Below are 17,529 nucleotides of genomic sequence, written 5' to 3'. Positions count from 1 at the left end.
GTTCGCGCAAGCCAAGCGCCGCCGGATCGCTCGACGGCCGCATACAGCGCGAACATCTTCTGCAACGCATGCACCACTGAAAGCTGTTTGTCATTCGCCCGCCGCCATTTCCTTACATCAAGCCGTCGTTCCTCGGGAATCCCCTAGGCAGACACATCGCGCGTCGCGCAGTTAAATAAATCAACTTGATTTATTTAACCTCCGGCGCCCCGTGCCGGCTGGAGGAGGAGACATCATGAGGAGTCCGCACATCGGCCAGGGCAGCAACTCGGCCAACGTGCGCCGCTACAACGAGCGCCTTCTGCTGAAGACGCTCAGGCGCGCGGGCAGTGCGTCGAAGGCCGATCTCGCGCGGCTCGCCAATCTGACGGGCACCGCGGTCGGCAGCATCATCGCGTCGCTCGCCGAAGCGAAGCTCATCGAATTCGCCGGCCGCCGCGCCGAGGGCCAGCGCGGCCAGCCCGCTTCGCTGATCCGGCTCGACCCGCGCGGCGCGTTCGGCATCGGCGTGCGGCTCGACCGGATGCGCATCGAGACGGCGCTCGTCAACTTCGCCGGCGACGTGATCGGCCGCCGCTCGCACGACACGCTGCTGCCGCCGCCCGCCGTCGTGCTCGACATCGTCCGGGAAGACGTCGCCGCGATGCAGCGGCTGCTTCCCGCGCACGAGCGCGCGCGGCTCACGGGCGTCGGCGTCGCGCAGCCGTACAACCTCGGCAGTTGGCTGCGCGAGATCGACCTGCCCGCCGACGCGTTCGGCACATGGGCCGAAGTCGATTTCGCGCGCGAGCTCGATCGCGCGATCGAGCTGCCCGTCTTCAGCGAAAACGACGGCAACGCCGCCGCGATCGCCGAGCTGTTCTACGGCTGCGGCCGGCAGCGCGACGATTTCGTCTACCTGTTCCTCGGGCCCGCGATCGGCGGCGGCATCGCGGTGGACGGCGACTGCCTGCGCGGCGTCACCGGCAACGCGGGCGACTTCGCGATGATGCCGGTGCCGCCGAGCCGCCTGCCTTCGGCGCCGAAGCCGCGCGGCGCATGGGACATCCTGATCACGCGCGCATCGCTGAACGGGCTCGTCCGGCATCTGCGCCACTGCGGCGAAACAGTCGAGACCCGCGCGGATCTCGAAGCGTGCGTCGCGCGCGGCGCGAAGGCCGTCGGCGAATGGATCGACGATTGCGTCGACGCGCTCGCGCCCGCGCTGCGCGCGACGCTCGCCGTGCTCGATTCGCCCGTCGTCGTGCTCGACGCCGATACCGACGCGGGCCTCATCGACACGCTGATCGCGCGCCTGCACGCCGCGCTCGCGGCGCTCGCGCCCGAAGCGCGCGGCACGCCCGTGCTCGTGCGCGGCTCATTCGGCCCGGACGCCGGCGCGATCGGCGCCGCGACGCTGCCGATGTTCTTCAACTTCTCGCCGCGCGCCGGCATTCTCCGCGGCGCCGGCGTGGATTCTCAGGAGGTCAGATATGCCGCGTTCTGATCCGTCACGGCCGCTGCTCGAAATGCGCGGCATCAGCAAGACGTTCCCGGCCGTGCGCGCGCTCGCCGGCGTGAGCCTCACCGCCCATCCGGGCGAAATCCATTCGCTGATGGGCGAGAACGGCGCCGGCAAGTCGACGCTCATCAAGATCCTGTCGGGCGCGTATCAGGCCGATCCCGGCGGCGAGATCCGGATCGACGGCGCGCCCGTCGCGATCGACGGCCCGCTCGCCGCGCGCGACGCCGGCATCGCGGTGATCTATCAGGAGCTGTGCCTCGCGCCGAACCTGACCGTCGCGGAGAACATCTACGTCGGCCGCGAGCTGCGCCGCGGCAACGGCCGCTGGAGCACGATCGACCGCGCCGCGATGGCGCGCGGCTGTCAGGACGTGCTCGAGCGGCTCGGCGCGGATTTCGGGCCGAACACGCTCGTCGGCACGCTGTCGATCGCCGAGCAGCAGCTCGTCGAGATCGCGCGCGCCGTCCACACGAAGGCGCGCATCCTCGTGATGGACGAGCCGACGACGCCGCTTTCGTCGCGCGAGACCGAGAACCTGTTCCGGCTGATCCGGCAGTTGCGCGCCGAGGGGCTCGCGATCATCTACATCAGCCACCGGATGGCGGAGATCTATGAGCTGTCCGACCGCGTGTCGGTGCTGCGCGACGGCGCGTACGTCGGCACGCTCGATCGCGATTCGCTGTCGGCCGAGCGGCTCGTCGGCATGATGGTCGGCCGCGATATTTCGGGCTTCTACAAGAAAGCGCACGCGCCATACGATCCGGGCAACCTGCTGCTGTCGGTGCGCGACGTCGCGGACGGCCGCCGCGTGCGCGGCTGCAGCCTCGATCTGCACGCGGGCGAAGTGCTCGGCATCGCGGGCCTCGTCGGCGCGGGCCGCACCGAGCTCGCGCGGCTCATCTTCGGCGCCGAGCCGCGCGTGCGCGGCGAAGTGACGCTCGGCGGCAAGGCGTTCGATGCGCATTCGCCGCGCGACGCGATCGACGCCGGGCTCGTGTATCTGACCGAGGACCGCAAGCGCCAGGGCCTGTTCCTCGACATGAGCGTGCGCGACAACATCAACATCTCGGTGTGCGGGCGCGACGCGCGGCTCGGCGCGCTCGATCTCGCACGCGGCGCGCAGCGCGCGCGCGACGCGATCGCCGCGCTGTCGATTCGCGTGCCGCACGCAAACGTTCACGTCGGCGCGCTGTCGGGCGGCAACCAGCAGAAGGTGCTGCTGTCGCGCCTGCTCGAGACGAAGCCGCGCGTGCTGATCCTCGACGAGCCGACGCGCGGCGTCGACATCGGCGCGAAATCAGAGATCTACCGGATCATCAACGATCTCGCGCGCGCCGGCGTCGGCGTGATCGTGATCTCGAGCGAGCTGCCGGAGATCATCGGCGTGGCCGACCGCGTGCTCGTGATGCGCGAAGGCCGGATCGCCGGCGAGCTCGGCGGACACACGGGCGAGCCGATCACGCAGGAAGCGATCATCGCGCTCGCCACCGGCTCCCGCACCGAGGCCGCGGCCGCGCACTGAGCGGCCGCCGCCGTCCTGTCATTTCACCTTCGGGTTATCGCCATGAACCAACAGATGAAGCAAAGCGAGATCGCTTCCGCGCCGCCGGGCGCGGCGCAACACCGCGCGACACCGCGCGCCGCCGACCGCCGCGCACGGATGCAGGCGCTGATGCGCACGGCCGGCATGCTGCCCGTTCTCGTGCTTTTGTGCGTCGGCTTCGGCTTCATGACCGACGGTTTCTTCACGCTGCAGAACCTGTCGATCGTCACGCAGCAGGCGTCGATCAACATCGTGCTCGCCGCCGGCATGACGTTCGTGATCCTGACGGGCGGCATCGATCTGTCGGTGGGCTCGGTGCTCGCGGCCGCCGCGGTCGCGTCGCTGCTCGCGTCGAACATTCCCGGCTGGGGCTGGCTCGGCATCCCGGCCGCGCTCGCGGTCGGGCTCGTGTTCGGCGTCGTCAACGGCGGGCTGATCTCGTTCCTGCGCCTGCCGCCCTTCATCGTCACGCTCGGCGCGCTGACCGCCGTGCGCGGCATCGCGCGCCTGATGGGCAACGACACCACGATCTTCAACCCGCAACTGCCATTCGCGTTCATCGGCAACGGCTCGATCCTCGGCGTGCCGTGGCTCGTCGTGATCGCGCTCGCCGTCGTCGCGCTCTCGTGGTTCATCCTGCGCCGCACGGTGCTCGGCATGCGGATCTATTCGGTCGGCGGCAACCCGGAGGCCGCGCGGCTGTCCGGCATCAACGTGCGCGGCATCGAGCTGTTCGTCTACGCAACGTCGGGCCTGCTCGCCGGCCTCGGCGCGCTGATGTCCGCCGCGCGGCTGTATGCGGCGAACGGACTGCAGCTCGGCCAGTCGTACGAGCTCGACGCGATCGCCGCGGTGATTCTCGGCGGCACAAGCTTCGTCGGCGGCGTCGGCTCGATCGTCGGCACGCTGATCGGCGCGCTGATCATCGCGGTGCTGTCGAACGGGCTCGTGCTGCTCGGCGTGTCCGACATCTGGCAATACATCATCAAGGGGCTCGTGATCATCGGCGCGGTCGCGCTCGACCGCTACCGCCAGCACGAATCGGCCCGCACCTGACATCATCAGCCGCCATGCGGCGCGCGCGCAGGTCCTCGCGCGCGCCCTCCATCCCGGACCATACGGAGACAACGACATGTTGGAGATCAAGCACAAGCTCGTTCAGACCGCCGCCGCGTGCGCGCTCACGTTCGCCGCATGCGCGGCGCATGCGGCCGACAAGCCGCTCAAGTCGATCGGCATCACCGTCGGCTCGCTCGGCAATCCGTACTTCGTGACCGTCGTGAAAGGCGCGCAAGCGCAGGCGAAAGAAATCAATCCGAACGCGAAAGTCACCGCGGTTTCCGCCGATTACGACCTGAACAAGCAGTTCACGCAGATCGACAACTTCATCTCGGCTCACGTCGACATGATCCTGCTGAACGCCGCCGATCCGAAGGCGATCGAGCCCGCCGTGCGCAAGGCGCAGGCGGCGGGCATCGCGGTGATCGCGGTCGACGTCGCGGCTTCCGGCGCGGACGCCACCGTGCAGACGAACAACGTGAAGGCGGGCGAGCTCGCGTGCGACTACCTCGCGAAGAAGCTCAACGGCAAGGGCAACGTGATCATCGAGAACGGCCCGCAGGTGTCGGCCGTCCTCGATCGCGTGAACGGCTGCAAGGCGGTGCTCGCGAAGAATCCGGGCCTCAAGCTGCTGTCGGGCGACCAGGACGGCAAGGGCTCGCGCGAAGGCGGGATGAACGCGATGCAGGGCTACCTGACGCGCTTCCCGAAGGTCGACGGGCTCTTCGCGATCAACGATCCGCAGGCGATCGGCAGCGACCTCGCCGCGAAGCAGTTGCATCGCACCGGCATCGTGATCACGTCGGTCGACGGCGCGCCCGACATCGAGATCGCGCTGAAGAGCGATACGCAGGTGCAGGCATCGTCGAGCCAGGACCCGTTCGCGATGGCGAAGAAGGCTGTGTCGGTCGGCTACGAAATCATGAACGGGCACAAGCCCGGGAACGCGATGATCCTGCTCGAGCCGACGCTCGTCACGCGCGACAACGTGAAGAGCTACAAGGGCTGGAGCTCGCATTGACGCGCGGCGGCCGCTCGCGCGGGGCGACGCGCGCGCCGACCGCGCATGCCTGAACGGCGCGCCGCCGCTGCGATTACGGCCGGCGCGTTCGCCGCCGCCCTATGCGGGCGGATGCAAATCCTGAAGCAGCGTCGGCACCAGCTCCGACACGGTCGGATGAATGTGCATCGCGCGGCTGATCGTCGTGTACGGCGCCTTCGCGTACATCACGTCGAGCAGCGAATGCACGACTTCGTCGCCCGTCACGCCGAGGATCGACGCGCCGAGAATCGCGCGGCTGTCCGCATCGACGATCACCTTCATGAAGCCCAGGCTCTCGCCTTTCTCCACCGCGCGCCCGACGCGCGTCATCGGGCGCGTGCCGACCAGCAGCCTGCGCCCCGAGCGCGCGGCCTCGGCCTGCGTGAGCCCGATGCGCGCGAGCGGCGGATCGATGAACATCGCGTAGGCCGGAATGCGGTCCGAGACCTTGCGCGGATCGTTGTCGAGCAGGTTCGCCGCGACGATCTCGTAATCGTTGTACGACGTATGCGTGAACGCGCCGCGGCCGTTGCAGTCGCCCATTGCCCAGATGCCCGCCACGTTCGTGCGCAACTGCTCGTCCACCCGGATATAGCCGCGCGCATCGGTTTCGACGCCCGCCTTCTCCAGCCCGAGATCGTCGGTATTCGGCACGCGCCCGACGGCGAGCAGCAGGTGCGAGCCCGTCACCTCACGCGCGCCGGCCGCGCAATCGAGGCTGACGGTCAACCCGCCGCCGTCGCGCCGCACGCTCAGGCAATCGGCGTCGAGCCGAACGTCGACGCCCTCGCCTTCCAGAATCTCGCGCACCGCCCGCGACACGTCCTCGTCCTCGCGCCCGATCAGCCGCGGGCCTTTCTCGACGATCGTCACGCGCGAGCCGAAGCGCCGGTACATCTGGCCGAACTCGAGCCCCACGTAGCTGCCGCCGAGAATGATCAGATGCCCGGGCAGGAAATCGACGTCCATCATCGTCGAGTTGGTCAGGTGCGGCACCTGATCGAGGCCCGGGATCGGCGGAATCAGCGCGCGGCCGCCGACGTCGATGAAGATCCGCCCGGCTTCGAGCAACGCGTCGCCGACGCGCACCGTGCGCGCGCTCTCGAAGCGCGCGTGCCCATGGTAGACCGTGCCGTTCTCGAGGCCGCGGACCCACTGCTCGACGCCGTGGCTCGAGCGCCCGGCAACCTGATCCTTGCGCGCCTTCACCTTCTTCATGTCGACCGTGACCGGCCCGCCGAGCGTCACGCCGTATTCGCCGGCCCGCCGCGCGAGATGCGCGGCGTAGGCGCTCGCGATCAACGTCTTCGTCGGAATGCAGCCCGTGTTCACGCAGGTGCCGCCGAAGCGCGCGCGCTCGACGACGGCCACTTTCATGCCCGCGGCGGACAGCCGGGCCGCGAGCGGGGGACCGGATTGACCGGTGCCGATGATGATCGCATCGAAACGTCGAGTCATGGCGCTCTCCTTCGTTGCGGCGGCGTGAAAATGCATTTGGCCGGCAATCCGCGTGCCTTCGGCTACGCATTCCGGAACGGCAATGGGTATGGTACGCGCGGCCGGCACGGAACGAATTGACAACATTACGCGCCCCTGTCGCCGCGAACGTGCTGGCGCGAACGGACGCAACCATCGGAACAATTCGTTTCGCGCCACGCCGCCGTCGCGCCGGCTCCGCGCGCATGACGGCGCATCCCGGAATGAACTAAAGTGAATCAACGTCGCGAAGGGGCGCGTATCGATACGCGATCCATTCGCACGGGACGCGTCACGGGTCCGCTTTCCACGCTACGATTCGCCGCCCACCGGAGGGCGGCGTCGGCTTTCGCGTTCGGGAGGTCCAATGGATGGTTTTCTCATTCAGCGCCCGTCTCGTCTGCAGACGCTTGGGGCCGGAGCATTCGCGCTGCTGACGCTGGGCGCGCTCGTCGCCACCGCGCCGAACGCGAATCTGAGGCTGCCGACGATCGAGCCGTTCCTGCCGATGTGCGCGTTGACCGTGTTCAGCACGTCGATCATCGCGGCCTTCCTGCTCGGCGCGCAGTTCACCGTCATGCGTCGCCCGGTTCTCGGCACGCTGGCCGGCGCGTATGCGTTCATCGCGACCACGGTCGCGCTGCAACTGCTCGCGTTTCCGGGCGTTTTTGCGCCGACCGGCCTGATCGGCGCCCGGCGTTACAGCGCGGCATGGATATGGATGTTCTGGCACGGCGGCTTCCCGCTGTTCGTCGTGCTCGCGATGCTGACGCGATACCGGCTCGCGAAGCGGCTCGACGACACCCGTCACGTCGGCCTCTGGCTGGCGGCATTGGCGGGCGTGCCGGTCGCAACCGGCATCGTGCTCGGGTCCGTCGCACTGTCCGTCGATCTGCCCGAGCCGTTCGACCCGTCGCTCGACAACGCGTTGCTCGCCGCCAATCCGGCTGCGATCGTCGTCTCGACGATCAATCTCGGCGCGTTCGCGGCCGCGCTGCTCGTCGGCCGAATGAGGACGATGCTCGACGTCTGGCTCATTGTCGTCCTGCTCGCCTCTTTCGCCGATACCAGCCTGAATCTGCTGAGCACGACGCGCTTCAGCGCCGGCTGGTACGTCGCGCGTCTGTTCAGCATGTTCACGCCGGGCATCCTCGTATGCGTGCTCGTCTGGGAAGTGACGATGCTGTACCGGCGGCTCTTCGACGCGCATACGTCGCTCGTGCGAACCGCCTCGCACGACGCGCTGACGATGGTGTACAACCGCCGCTATTTCAACGAGCAGTTCGAACACGCCTTTCACTACGCGCGCCGGCACCACTTGCCGATCGCACTCGTGATGGTCGACGTCGATCATTTCAAGCAGTACAACGACACGTTCGGCCACCTGCAAGGGGACACGTGCCTCGCCGCCGTCGCGGCCGCGCTGTCCAGCGTGGCGAGCCGCGCGACCGATTTCGTCGCGCGCTACGGCGGCGAGGAATTCGCCGTCGTGCTGCCCGGGACGGACGAACGCGGCGCGGCGGCGATCGCCGAACAGGCGCGGCAGTCCGTCGAGCGGCTGCGCATCGCGGCCGATACAACGCCCGGCTACGTGACGGTGAGCGCCGGCTACGCGGCGAGCAGCGGCAATCCGTTCGAAACGCCCGGCGCGCTGGTCGCGGCCGCCGACGCGGGGCTGTATCGCGCGAAGATGCTGGGGCGCAACGTCAGCGCGGCGCCTCATCTCGACATGCAGAATGCGGCAATGCGCGACTGAGGTTCGGGACGCGAGCCGCCCGCTACCTTACGACGCAAAACCGCCGTGCGCCGGCCGCGACGCATTCGGCGAAGCCGCGCGGGCGGCTTCGCCACCGAATCGCGGTCACGCCGTCACGGCTTGACGCCCTCGATCACGCTCAGCGCGCCTTGCGTCGGATGAACGGCCGTCATCGACAGCCCGGCCGCCGCATAGAGCCGCCCGTACCCTTCGGCCGTGCGCCCGTGCCCGCCGGAACTCATGATCAGCATTTCGAGATCGTGCAGCTTCGCGAAATGCGGCTCGCCCGGCGGCGTGAGCACCGCCTCGACGAGCAGGAGCTTGCCGCCCGGGCGCATCGCCTCCGCGCAGTTCGCCATGATCCGCGTCGCCTGCTCGTCGTCCCAGTCGCAGATCACGTGCTTCATCACGAACACGTCGCCGTGCGCGTCGATCGATTTGCTCGCGTCGCCCGCGACGACCTTCACCCGCCCGGTCAGCCCGTGTTTCGCGAAAAGCTGCCGCGCGCCTTCGCACGCGTGCGGCAGCTCGAAGAGCACGCCGTTCGCATTCGGGTTCGCGTGCAGCAGCGTCGCGAGCAGAAAGCCGTGGCCGCCGCCCACGTCGACGATCGTGCGCGCTTGCGAAAAATCATAGGCGCGCGCCACCGCCGGCGATTCCAGCTCGCTGATGCTCGTCATCGCATCGTTGACGATCGTCGCGATCTCCGGATGCGCATCGATGTACGCGAAGCCCGGCCCGCCCACGACATGCTCGAACGCGCTGCGTCCGGTCTTGACGCTGTACATCAGTTGCCCCCATGCCCGCCATCCCGCGTCCATTCCCGCGAGCCGCACGAAGCCGCGCATCGAGCCCGGCGCGTCGCGCCGCAGCGCGTCGCCGAGCGGGCTGTTGCGAAACCGCCGGCCCTCTTCCTCGACGAACACGCCGAGACTGCCGAGCGCGCGCAGCATGCGGTAAAGCGCCTCGGGATGGGTGTCCGTCGCGGCGGCCAGTTCGTCCGCCGTGCGTTCCCGCTCCGCCAGCAGGTCGGCAATGCCGAGCTCGGCGGCGACATAGAGCGCCTGCGCGTGCCACTTGCCGGTGACCATCTGCAGTATCGCGATATGCGGCGGCTGTCCCGCCTGCACTTCCGTCATGAGTTTTCTCCTTTCGAGTGATCGATCGAAATGCGAATGCGCAAGAGCGCGTATGAATGCGGCATGTCGGCGGCGGCCCGCGCCGCGCGAGCCGGTACGGTCAGGCCGCGATCAGCTTGATCATCTCGGCCGTGTCGAAGTGATCCTCGAACATGACCGCCCGGCCGTTCTCGAACCGCCACACGTGCACGAACCTCAGCGTCGCGCTGCGCCCGTTGGCCGCGGTGACGCGGCGCGAGCCGAGCACGACGATCCGCTCGCCGGACTCGATGAACTCCTCAGGCTCGATCCGCATCTCGGCGATGTGCGTCGGCACGTGCCTGATGAACGCGATCACTTCGTCGTGGCCGCGCTTCGTTCCGCCGAGCCCGTATGGGCTCATGCCGTCCGGATGGGTCCAGCGCACGTCCGGCGCGAGCGCCGCGAGCACGCCGGGCAGGTCGCGACGGTGGAAGGCCTCGTATGACTCGCGCACGGTCTGCATGTTGATCGACATTGCAAATAGCTCCTGTCTCGCGCGTCAGCGCTGCTCGGCCGGCAGCGTCTTCACCGCGCCGGGGAAGTGAGCTTCGATGGTCCGGCGCACGCCTTCCTTCCAGTGCACCGTGCAATCGCCGATCAGCGCGCGCCGCTTCGTGTTGTCGAACGCATAGGTTTCGCGCGTCACGTCGCTGCGCTCGAAACGCGCATCGACGCCCGTGATGTCCGCCACGTATTGCAGGCAATCCTGAATGCCGACGGCCTCGTCGCCGCCCCAGTTCAGCACGAGCGCGGGCGAGCTCGCCGCCTCCCACAGCAGCGGCACCTGGCGGACGAGATCGTCGGTGTGGATCAGCGACGCCCAGTTCTGGCCTTCGCGCGGCACCGGCACCGGCTTGCCGGCGAGCAGTTGCCGGTACAGCAGCACCGGCACGCCGCCGTGGCCGTATGGGCCGTACGCGACGTTCAAGCGTGCGATCACGGTCGGCAGGCCGAGCGTGGCCGAGAACGCACGCACGACGCCCTCGCACGAGATCTTCACGATCGGATAGGCGGGCAGCCAGTGCGCGACGCCGTTCAGCGGGTCCGTCTCCGCATACGGATGATCGAGCGCCTGCCGCGCGTACAGGCTGCCGCTCGATACATAGATGAACGATTCCGCGTGGCGGCAATGCGTCATCAGGCGCCCGGTGGCGACCGTGTTGATCTCGATCGCCTTGTCGAAATCGCCGTCCTCGCCGCGCCTCACCGCCGCGTGCAGCACGTGCGTGAAGTCGTCGGGCAGGCCGTCGAGCGTGTCGCGCTCCATGTCCCACCGCCACGTGTTCACGCCCTTCGCGCGCAACGCGTCCTCCACGCTCGCATCGCCGAACCGGCCGATCGCCCACACCTCGTCCCGCGCCGCCAGCGCTTCGGCGACGGGCCGCGCCACCTGGCCGGTCGCGCCCGTGATCAGAACCTTGCGCTTCGCGTGCCGCCGTTTCGCGTCACCGCGCGCTTCGTTGACAGACACTGCCATGAGCCTCTTCTCCTTGTTCATCGTGATGTCGGACATCGGTCATTTGCCGCCGAGCGCGCGATCGAGCTCGGCCCGCAGCACCGCCTGGAACGTCGCGACGTGCGCGGGCCCCATCAGCGTGTAGTGCTCGCCCGCCACGTCGATGTAGCGATTCGGCGCGCGCGTGAACTCGTCCCACCGGCGCAGTTCGTTGTTCAGCCAGTCGTCCTTCGTGCCGCGCAGCGGGATCGCGTAGAAAATCGACATCGCCTGCACGCTGCCCGACGGCACGTACGAACGCCCGAGCGTCAGCAGCGATTGCGCGAGCCCCGCCCATGCGCGGAATTTCGGCAGATCGAGATCGAGCTCGGCGAGCCGCCCGGGCGGCGCGTGGTCGATCAGGTACGCGAGCGGGTCCTGCGCCGGCATCGCGGCGCGCAACTGCGGCGGCAGCGTCAGCGACTGCTGCTTGTCGATCAGCGACAGGAAGAACGCGAGGTTGACCGCGCCTTCCACCTCGTCGAGCTCGTCCATCCGGTACTTGATGTGCGGCGGCAGATTGAAGCTGCCGACGAAATCCACGCGCTCGCCCTGCGATTCGAGCACCTTCGCGATCTCGAACGCGACCGCGCCGCCGTATGAATAGCCGGCCACCGCGTAAGGTCCGTGCGGCTGCCGCTTGCGGATCGCGTCGACATACGTGTTCACCATCTCGTCGAAGCTGGAGAAATACGTCTCCCCTTCGTTGAAGCCGCGCGCGCGCAGCGCGTAGAACGGGCGCTCGTTGACGAAATACTTCGCGAGATTGACGAACACGAGCACTTCGCCGACGCCGGGGTGCACGCAGAAGAGCGGCGTCTTGCCGCCCGTGAGCTGCAGCGGCACGACGGGGTCGTAATCGCCCGCTGTCACGCGCTCGCCCGACGCGAGGCGCGCGGCCAGCGCGCGCACGGTCGGATTCTGGAGAATCGTCACGATCGGCAGGTCGACGACGCCGAGCCGCTGCTCGACGTGGCGCTTGAGCTTCAGGATGTCGAGCGACGTGCCGCCGAGATCGAAGAAGCTCGCGGTCGCGCTGATCGCGTCGGGCGCGACCTGGAACATCTCCGCGAAGATCGCGGCGACCGCGGCCTCGGTGTCGCCCTCGGGCGCGGCGTAGCCGCCCATCTGCCGGTTCGCGAGATCGGCGACCAATGCCTTGCAGCCGTCGTAGCCGCCCGCTTCGAGCCGCTTGCGCATGATCGTGCGCTGGGTCTTGCCGAGGCTCGTCTTCGGAAACTCGTCTTCCGGCAACGGCAGGATCAACGCGGGCCGGAAGCCCCACAGCAGGATCGTGCTGTTGCGGATCGCGATGATGACGCGATACAGCGCGTCCTCGTCGTCGAGCGGGAACGACGGCGTGAACGTCACGACGAGCTGCTCGGATTCGTCGCCGGCGCTGCGCGTCGGGAACGCCGCGACGAACGAGCGCTTGACGCCGTCGAGCGCTTCGAGCGTCGTCTCCAGCTCGTGGCTGAAGTAGTTGACGCCGTTGACGATGATGCTGTCCTTGCTGCGGCCGACGAGCCACAGCCGGCCGCGCTCGATGCGCCCGAGATCGCCCGTGCGAAACCAGCCGTCGCTCGTGAACGCCGCGCGCGTCGCCTCGGCGTTGTTGTAATAGCACTGGAAGATCATCGGGCCGCGCACCTGGAACTCGCCCGCTTCGCCGTCCGGCAGCACGTTGTTGCGGTCGTCCGCGATGCGCATCTGCAGCCCGGCCACCGGCAGGCCGAGCGACGCGAACTCGCGGCCCGCGTCGCCGTGCGGAAATTCGCGCGAATACACGGAGCCCGCGCACGTCTCGGTCATCCCGAACGCGGGCCACAGCGCGTCGCGCGCGAGGCCGCACGGCGCGAGAAGATCGAGGAAGCGCTGCCCGGTCGCGACGACGATCGCCTCGCCGCCCGACACGGCGTGCCGCAGCGACGAGAGATCCACCGAGCGGCGCCACGCCGCGAGCGCCTCGTCGCCCATCGCTTCGAGCGCGGCGTTCAGTTGCCCGAACAGGAAGTTCGGCGAGAAGGTCATCGTGACGCGATAGCGGCTGATGAGCCGCAGGAAGCGCAGCGGATCGGTCAGGATCGCCGCGGATTCGACATGGAGCTGCACGGCGCCCACGCAGAGCGGCAGCAGGTGGGCTTCGAGCAGCGCGGCGACGTGATCGAACGAGATCCAGTTGAGCGTGACGTCCGCGCCGGCGAGCTGCTGCCGGTCGTTCTTGCCCGCCATCGACGCGAGCAGGTTGCCGTGCGTGAGCACGACCGCCTTCGAATTGCCGGTGGAGCCCGACGTGAGCACGAAGACGGCCGGGTCCGACGGTTGCGCGGCATGAACCGATTCGTCGGGCGCGCCGGCGCGCAGCGCGTTCAGGTTGACGGCGAACGCGCCGCCCGGCAGATCGCTCTTCAGCGCTTCGGTGGTGACGAGCAGCGGATGGTCGAGCAGCGTGTCGACGTGCGCGAGATGCTTTGCCCAACGCTCGGGATCGTTGCGGATCGGCACGAGCGGACACGGCACGAATCCGCCGAGCGCGCACGCCCAGAACGCCGGGATGAAATCGTTCGCGTGCTCGAGCAGCAGCGCGACCTTCATGCCGGACCGGTAGCCGCGCGAGCGCAGGCCGCCCAGGATGCGGCGCGCCTCATCGAGCAGTTCGGGATACGTGACGAAAGCGCCCCCCTTTTCCTCGGATTGCGCGGCGATGAAACGCACGCCCGTATGCGGATGCAGCCGTGCGGCCCGCAACAGCAGGTCGACGATGTTGTGCGGCGAAGTGGCGCGCGATTCGTGTTCGGAAACGCGCGGCAAATCGAGAGTGGATGTCGTCATGGTGCAGGTACTCCATGCTGGTGGTGCAAGTGGTGAACGAACGTCCGGGCGCGTCCGCGCGGACGCGTCGATTGACGATTGCGGGTGAATCCCTACCTGACTGGCCGCCGATCCTCGCGAAGACGGACCGGCAGCCGATTGACACTCGACTGCGTGAGACGAACCGGCCGCTTGCCCGGCAAATAGCGGAATTGTTCGATCGAATCCCGACAACGGGCGCCGATGCGATCCGAAATGCCCGATTTCACCCCGAATCGCACACGGCGATGAACGGGATTTCGAAATAATCCACCGGCTGCATGGATGAAAAACGCCGAATGATTCGATTGTTTTCCGTGCGCCAATGATCGATGCGATTCATCGGCCGCATGCAAACGACTTGGCCCCGGCAACCGACGGGACGCCGCACGGAAATCGGCCGATCAACGGCGTTCCGGCGCCAGCGGCCCGCCGGTACCGGTTCGAGCGACAAGCATTGAAGCGAAACGGGAAACGGTCGGCGTTTCAATGAAACGCCGCGAGTTGCGACGGCGATATCCCTGTACCAGTCGGGATGATTGAAGCGAAACGCAGTCTACGACAAAACGCGTGAAGTTTAAACGCGATTCGCAAGAATGTATTCGTACAAAAGCGCGGCATTTTTATTAAATATAATTCCGGGCAAATCAATTCATCCCGCCATTCACGCCACCGAAATCATGCGATTTTATTTGGCGACTTATATCCCGATCGAACGACATATTATCGACATTTATCGAGCCTGACATTTCGAACTGGATATCCGTATTTTTTACGTACATTTCCAAAATCGATCGGGCGGGGCGAGCGGATCGGGCGCGGCGGCGATCAGCTCGCCGAACGTCGGTCGTCAGCGACGGCGTCGTCCTCGCCGCCGTCGCGGCTGCCCGCCATCGTCTGCAGCGCGATATAGAGCCAGAGCCGATCGTCGATCGCGCCGAGATCGAGGCCCGTCGCGTCGCGGATCTGCTGCAGCCGGTAGTCGAGCGTGTTGCGGTGAATGCCGAGCGCTTGCGCCGTCGCGCTCGGGTGGCCGTCGTTCGCGTACCAGGCCCTCAGCGTGTCGAGCAGCGCGCCGGAGCGCCGCTCGCGCGCGAGCAGGCGCGTGAGCGGCAGCCGCAACTGCCGTGCCTGCCAGCCTTGCGACAGCGCCGACAGCAGAACGGGCAGCACGAAGTCGTAGTACGAATAGGCGGCCTTTTGCGGCGTGCGCGCCGCGCCGACGCGAAGCGTCGCGAGCGCGCACTGATACGAGCGCTCGAAGCCGTCGATGCCGTCGAGCGCGATGCCGAGCGCGAGCGAGAACGGCTGCGTCGCGACCTTGCGCAACGTGCCCTCCAGCGCGGCGAGCCGCTTGCCGGCGTGCGTCGCGAGCACGCTGTCGCGCACCGCGCGCGCGTCGATCGCATCGAACATCACGAGCTCCCGATACGACGTCTGCGCGCTCAGCAACTGCGGCCACTCGTCGGCCAGTTGCGACCGCATCGCCTCGATCTGGCCGACGCCCGCTTCCGGGTCCGCGTCGACGCCGCTCAGGCGGCACACGATCGCCGCATGCGCGAGCCGCACGTCGATGCCGAGCCGGTCGGCCCACGCTTCCAGCTCGGCGGCCGCGGCCGTGCGCCTCAGAAGCTGAAGCACGAACTCTTCCCGATGGCGCGCGTTGCGGCGCAATTCGACGGTCAACTGCTCGCGCTCGAGGATCAATTCCGCGGTGACGCGCAGCAGCTCGCCGAAGCCGCGCACCGCGTCCGGCTCGCCGGTGACGCCGATCACGCCGCACACCTTGCCGCGCACGCTCAGCGGCAGGTTGATGCCGGGCCGCGCGCCGCTCAGGTTCGCGGCCATCGCGTCGTCGATCTCGACCGCGCGCGCCCGGGCGAGCGCGAGCTGCGCGCCCGCGTGGATCTCGCCGACGCGCGCCGCGTCGCTGCTCGCGAGGATCAGGCCGTGCGCGTCCATCACGTTCACGTCGAACGGCATCACTTCGACAGTGCGTGCGACGATTTCAGTCGCGAGACGGGCATCGATCATCATGGCGGTCAGGTCGAATGGCAGGAACGGCGGCGAGCGGGCCGTGGAGCGGGCTGCAAGGCAGACAGCGAAGCAGGCTGCGGGCCATCGTGCGGCCCGACGCCTATTGTCGCGTCATTTCGGTCGGCCAGACGATGCGCATCAGGTTCGTCGAGCCGGGATGGCCGAACGGCACGCCCGCGGCGACGACGATCGGGCGTTCGTCGGTGGCGAATCCTTCCGCGTGCGCGGCTTCGATCGCGATCTCGACGATGTTCTCGATGCCGGCCGCCTCGACCGCCACGCGCGAGCGCACGCCCCATGCGAGCGTGAGCCGCCGCGCGATGTCCGCGCGCGGCGTGAGGCTCAGGATCGCCGTGCGCGGCCGCAGGCGCGACAGGCGTATCGCCGTGGCGCCCGACGCCGTGTACGTGACCGCGACGCCGAGCCGCAGCGTATCCGAAACCACTTCGATCGCCGCGCCGATCGCGTCGGTCGCGTTCGGCGCGTGCGCGGTGACGATCGCCTTCATCAGTTGCGGCTGGATCGGGTCCGCCTCGGTCGTCGCGATGATCTTGCGCATGAAGTCGACCGCCTCGACCGGATACTGGCCCGACGCCGATTCCGCGGACAGCATCACCGCGTCGGCGCCGTCGTAGACGGCCGCGGCGACGTCGGACGCCTCCGCGCGCGTCGGCGTGGGCGCGAGCGTCATCGATTCGAGCATCTGCGTCGCGACGATCACCGGCTTGCCCGCCGCGCGCGCGAGCCGAATGATCTGCTTCTGCACGCTCGGCACGTCCTCGAGCGACATCTCCACGCCGAGATCGCCGCGCGCGACCATCACCGCATCGGCGGCGTCGACGATGTCGACGATGTTCGCCACCGCCTGCGGCTTCTCGATCTTCGCGACGATCGCCGCGCGCGCGCCGATCAGCGCGCGCGCGTCGCGCACGTCCTGCGCGGTCTGCACGAACGACAGCGCGACCCAGTCGACGCCGAGCGACAGCCCGAATTCCAGATCGTCGCGATCCTTCCCGGACAGCGCCGGAATCGCGAGCGGCGCGTCGGGCACGCTCACGCCCTTGCGGTCGGACACGATCCCGTCGAGCAGCGCGGTCGTCTCGATGCGCGCCGCCGACACCGCGTCGACGCGAAACCGCAGCTTGCCGTCGTCGACGAGCAGCAGATGGCCGGGGCGCGCGGCGGCGAAGATCTCCGGATGCGGCAGCGACACGCGCCGCGCGTCGCCGGGCGCGGGGTCCAGGTCGAACACGAACGGCTGGCCCTTCGCGATCTGCGCACGTCCGCCCGCGAACTGCCCGACCCGCAGCTTCGGGCCCTGCAGATCGAGCAGGATGCCGATCGGGTGCCCGATGCGCGCCTCGATCGCGCGCACGGCCGCGTGGCGCGCCGCGTGATCGGCGTGCTCGCCGTGGCTGAAGTTCAGGCGGAACACGTCGGCGCCCGCGCGCGCGAGCGCTTCGATCGTGGTTTCCGTCGAGCTCGACGGGCCGAGCGTCGCGACGATCTTCGTCGAACGGCAGCGCTCGCGGCCGGTGTGGCTTTCGTTTCGCATGTCCGGTTCCAGTGCAGGAAATGAGTCGGATGGTTCGGGAGGATCGCGCCGC

Annotated in this window: 13 protein-coding genes; 6 read left to right on the top strand and 7 right to left on the bottom strand. The window is 68.3% G+C overall.

Annotated features, from left to right (window positions below; genetic code table 11):
- Window positions 1–235: 235 nt before the first annotated feature.
- The 4 genes from WS92_RS03715 to WS92_RS03700 all read left to right on the top strand — a co-directional run bounded on the left by WS92_RS03715 (window position 236) and on the right by WS92_RS03700 (window position 5,127).
- Complete coding sequence (locus WS92_RS03715) at window positions 236–1,486, top strand: ROK family protein (protein WP_006028466.1); 1,251 nt, start codon at window positions 236–238, stop codon at window positions 1,484–1,486.
- Window positions 1,473–3,026 (top strand): sugar ABC transporter ATP-binding protein, encoded by a 1,554-nt coding sequence (locus WS92_RS03710; protein WP_015603781.1) that lies wholly within the window; start codon window positions 1,473–1,475, stop codon window positions 3,024–3,026. Before WS92_RS03715 ends, WS92_RS03710 begins: the two co-directional genes overlap by 14 nt.
- 42 nt (window positions 3,027–3,068) lie before the next feature.
- Window positions 3,069–4,103: an ABC transporter permease subunit gene (locus tag WS92_RS03705; RefSeq protein WP_015603444.1), complete on the top strand. Its 1,035-nt coding sequence runs from the start codon at window positions 3,069–3,071 to the stop codon at window positions 4,101–4,103.
- A 76-nt stretch (window positions 4,104–4,179) separates the two neighbouring features.
- Window positions 4,180–5,127, top strand: a complete 948-nt coding sequence (locus WS92_RS03700; protein WP_009914122.1) for an ABC transporter substrate-binding protein — start codon at window positions 4,180–4,182, stop codon at window positions 5,125–5,127.
- 99 nt (window positions 5,128–5,226) lie between these two features.
- Here WS92_RS03700 and WS92_RS03695 read toward each other — a convergent pair whose 3' ends face one another.
- The gene (locus WS92_RS03695; RefSeq protein ID WP_059933548.1) at window positions 5,227–6,606 is read right to left on the bottom strand and encodes an FAD-containing oxidoreductase; all 1,380 of its coding nucleotides are present in this window, start codon (window positions 6,604–6,606) and stop codon (window positions 5,227–5,229) included.
- A 385-nt stretch (window positions 6,607–6,991) separates the two neighbouring features.
- Here WS92_RS03695 and WS92_RS03690 point away from each other — a divergent pair, with 385 nt between their 5' ends.
- Window positions 6,992–8,380: a GGDEF domain-containing protein gene (locus WS92_RS03690; protein ID WP_015603642.1), complete on the top strand. Its 1,389-nt coding sequence runs from the start codon at window positions 6,992–6,994 to the stop codon at window positions 8,378–8,380.
- Between the two features lie 113 nt (window positions 8,381–8,493).
- On the opposite strand, the gene WS92_RS03685 is transcribed toward WS92_RS03690, so the two are convergent.
- From WS92_RS03685 to WS92_RS03670, 4 genes are all read right to left on the bottom strand, one after another.
- On the bottom strand, window positions 8,494–9,519 hold the full coding sequence (locus tag WS92_RS03685; protein ID WP_009914120.1) for a methyltransferase: 1,026 nt from the start codon (window positions 9,517–9,519) through the stop codon (window positions 8,494–8,496).
- A 100-nt stretch (window positions 9,520–9,619) separates the two neighbouring features.
- Entirely contained in the window at window positions 9,620–10,015 is a 396-nt protein-coding gene (locus tag WS92_RS03680; RefSeq protein ID WP_059933551.1) for a nuclear transport factor 2 family protein, read from the bottom strand.
- 24 nt (window positions 10,016–10,039) lie between these two features.
- On the bottom strand, window positions 10,040–11,017 hold the full coding sequence (locus tag WS92_RS03675) for an NAD-dependent epimerase/dehydratase family protein (protein WP_015603421.1): 978 nt from the start codon (window positions 11,015–11,017) through the stop codon (window positions 10,040–10,042).
- Window positions 11,018–11,056: 39 nt separating this feature from the next.
- On the bottom strand, window positions 11,057–13,867 hold the full coding sequence (locus WS92_RS03670) for a non-ribosomal peptide synthetase (protein WP_059933554.1): 2,811 nt from the start codon (window positions 13,865–13,867) through the stop codon (window positions 11,057–11,059).
- 14 nt (window positions 13,868–13,881) lie between these two features.
- On the opposite strand from WS92_RS03670, the gene WS92_RS36315 reads away from it, so the two are divergent.
- The gene (locus tag WS92_RS36315; protein WP_156436732.1) at window positions 13,882–14,154 is read left to right on the top strand and encodes a hypothetical protein; all 273 of its coding nucleotides are present in this window, start codon (window positions 13,882–13,884) and stop codon (window positions 14,152–14,154) included.
- Window positions 14,155–14,713: 559 nt separating this feature from the next.
- On the opposite strand, the gene WS92_RS03665 is transcribed toward WS92_RS36315, so the two are convergent.
- Window positions 14,714–15,922, bottom strand: coding sequence for a sugar diacid recognition domain-containing protein (locus tag WS92_RS03665; protein WP_015603165.1), 1,209 nt, complete (start codon window positions 15,920–15,922; stop codon window positions 14,714–14,716).
- Between the two features lie 100 nt (window positions 15,923–16,022).
- Window positions 16,023–17,477: a pyruvate kinase gene (gene pyk / locus WS92_RS03660; RefSeq protein WP_059933557.1), complete on the bottom strand. Its 1,455-nt coding sequence runs from the start codon at window positions 17,475–17,477 to the stop codon at window positions 16,023–16,025.
- Window positions 17,478–17,529: the final 52 nt, after the last annotated feature.

The organism is Burkholderia sp. MSMB1588 (assembly GCF_001546925.1).
Classification (GTDB): domain Bacteria; phylum Pseudomonadota; class Gammaproteobacteria; order Burkholderiales; family Burkholderiaceae; genus Burkholderia; species Burkholderia humptydooensis.
Note: the sequence above shows the minus strand (reverse complement) of the source record. Positions and strands in the feature narration are given on the sequence as shown.

Excerpts from the sequence above, each read along its gene's own strand:
- WS92_RS03715 (WP_006028466.1), top strand. The coding sequence starts at position 236 with ATGAGGAGTCCGCACATCGGCCAGGGCAGCAACTCGGCCAACGTGCGC.
- WS92_RS03710 (WP_015603781.1), top strand. The coding sequence starts at position 1,473 with ATGCCGCGTTCTGATCCGTCACGGCCGCTGCTCGAAATGCGCGGCATC.
- WS92_RS03705 (WP_015603444.1), top strand. The coding sequence starts at position 3,069 with ATGAACCAACAGATGAAGCAAAGCGAGATCGCTTCCGCGCCGCCGGGC.
- WS92_RS03700 (WP_009914122.1), top strand. The coding sequence starts at position 4,180 with ATGTTGGAGATCAAGCACAAGCTCGTTCAGACCGCCGCCGCGTGCGCG.
- WS92_RS03695 (WP_059933548.1), bottom strand. The coding sequence starts at position 6,606 with ATGACTCGACGTTTCGATGCGATCATCATCGGCACCGGTCAATCCGGT.
- WS92_RS03690 (WP_015603642.1), top strand. The coding sequence starts at position 6,992 with ATGGATGGTTTTCTCATTCAGCGCCCGTCTCGTCTGCAGACGCTTGGG.
- WS92_RS03685 (WP_009914120.1), bottom strand. The coding sequence starts at position 9,519 with ATGACGGAAGTGCAGGCGGGACAGCCGCCGCATATCGCGATACTGCAG.
- WS92_RS03680 (WP_059933551.1), bottom strand. The coding sequence starts at position 10,015 with ATGTCGATCAACATGCAGACCGTGCGCGAGTCATACGAGGCCTTCCAC.
- WS92_RS03675 (WP_015603421.1), bottom strand. The coding sequence starts at position 11,017 with ATGGCAGTGTCTGTCAACGAAGCGCGCGGTGACGCGAAACGGCGGCAC.
- WS92_RS03670 (WP_059933554.1), bottom strand. The coding sequence starts at position 13,867 with ATGACGACATCCACTCTCGATTTGCCGCGCGTTTCCGAACACGAATCG.
- WS92_RS36315 (WP_156436732.1), top strand. The coding sequence starts at position 13,882 with ATGCTGGTGGTGCAAGTGGTGAACGAACGTCCGGGCGCGTCCGCGCGG.
- WS92_RS03665 (WP_015603165.1), bottom strand. The coding sequence starts at position 15,922 with ATGATGATCGATGCCCGTCTCGCGACTGAAATCGTCGCACGCACTGTC.
- pyk (WP_059933557.1), bottom strand. The coding sequence starts at position 17,477 with ATGCGAAACGAAAGCCACACCGGCCGCGAGCGCTGCCGTTCGACGAAG.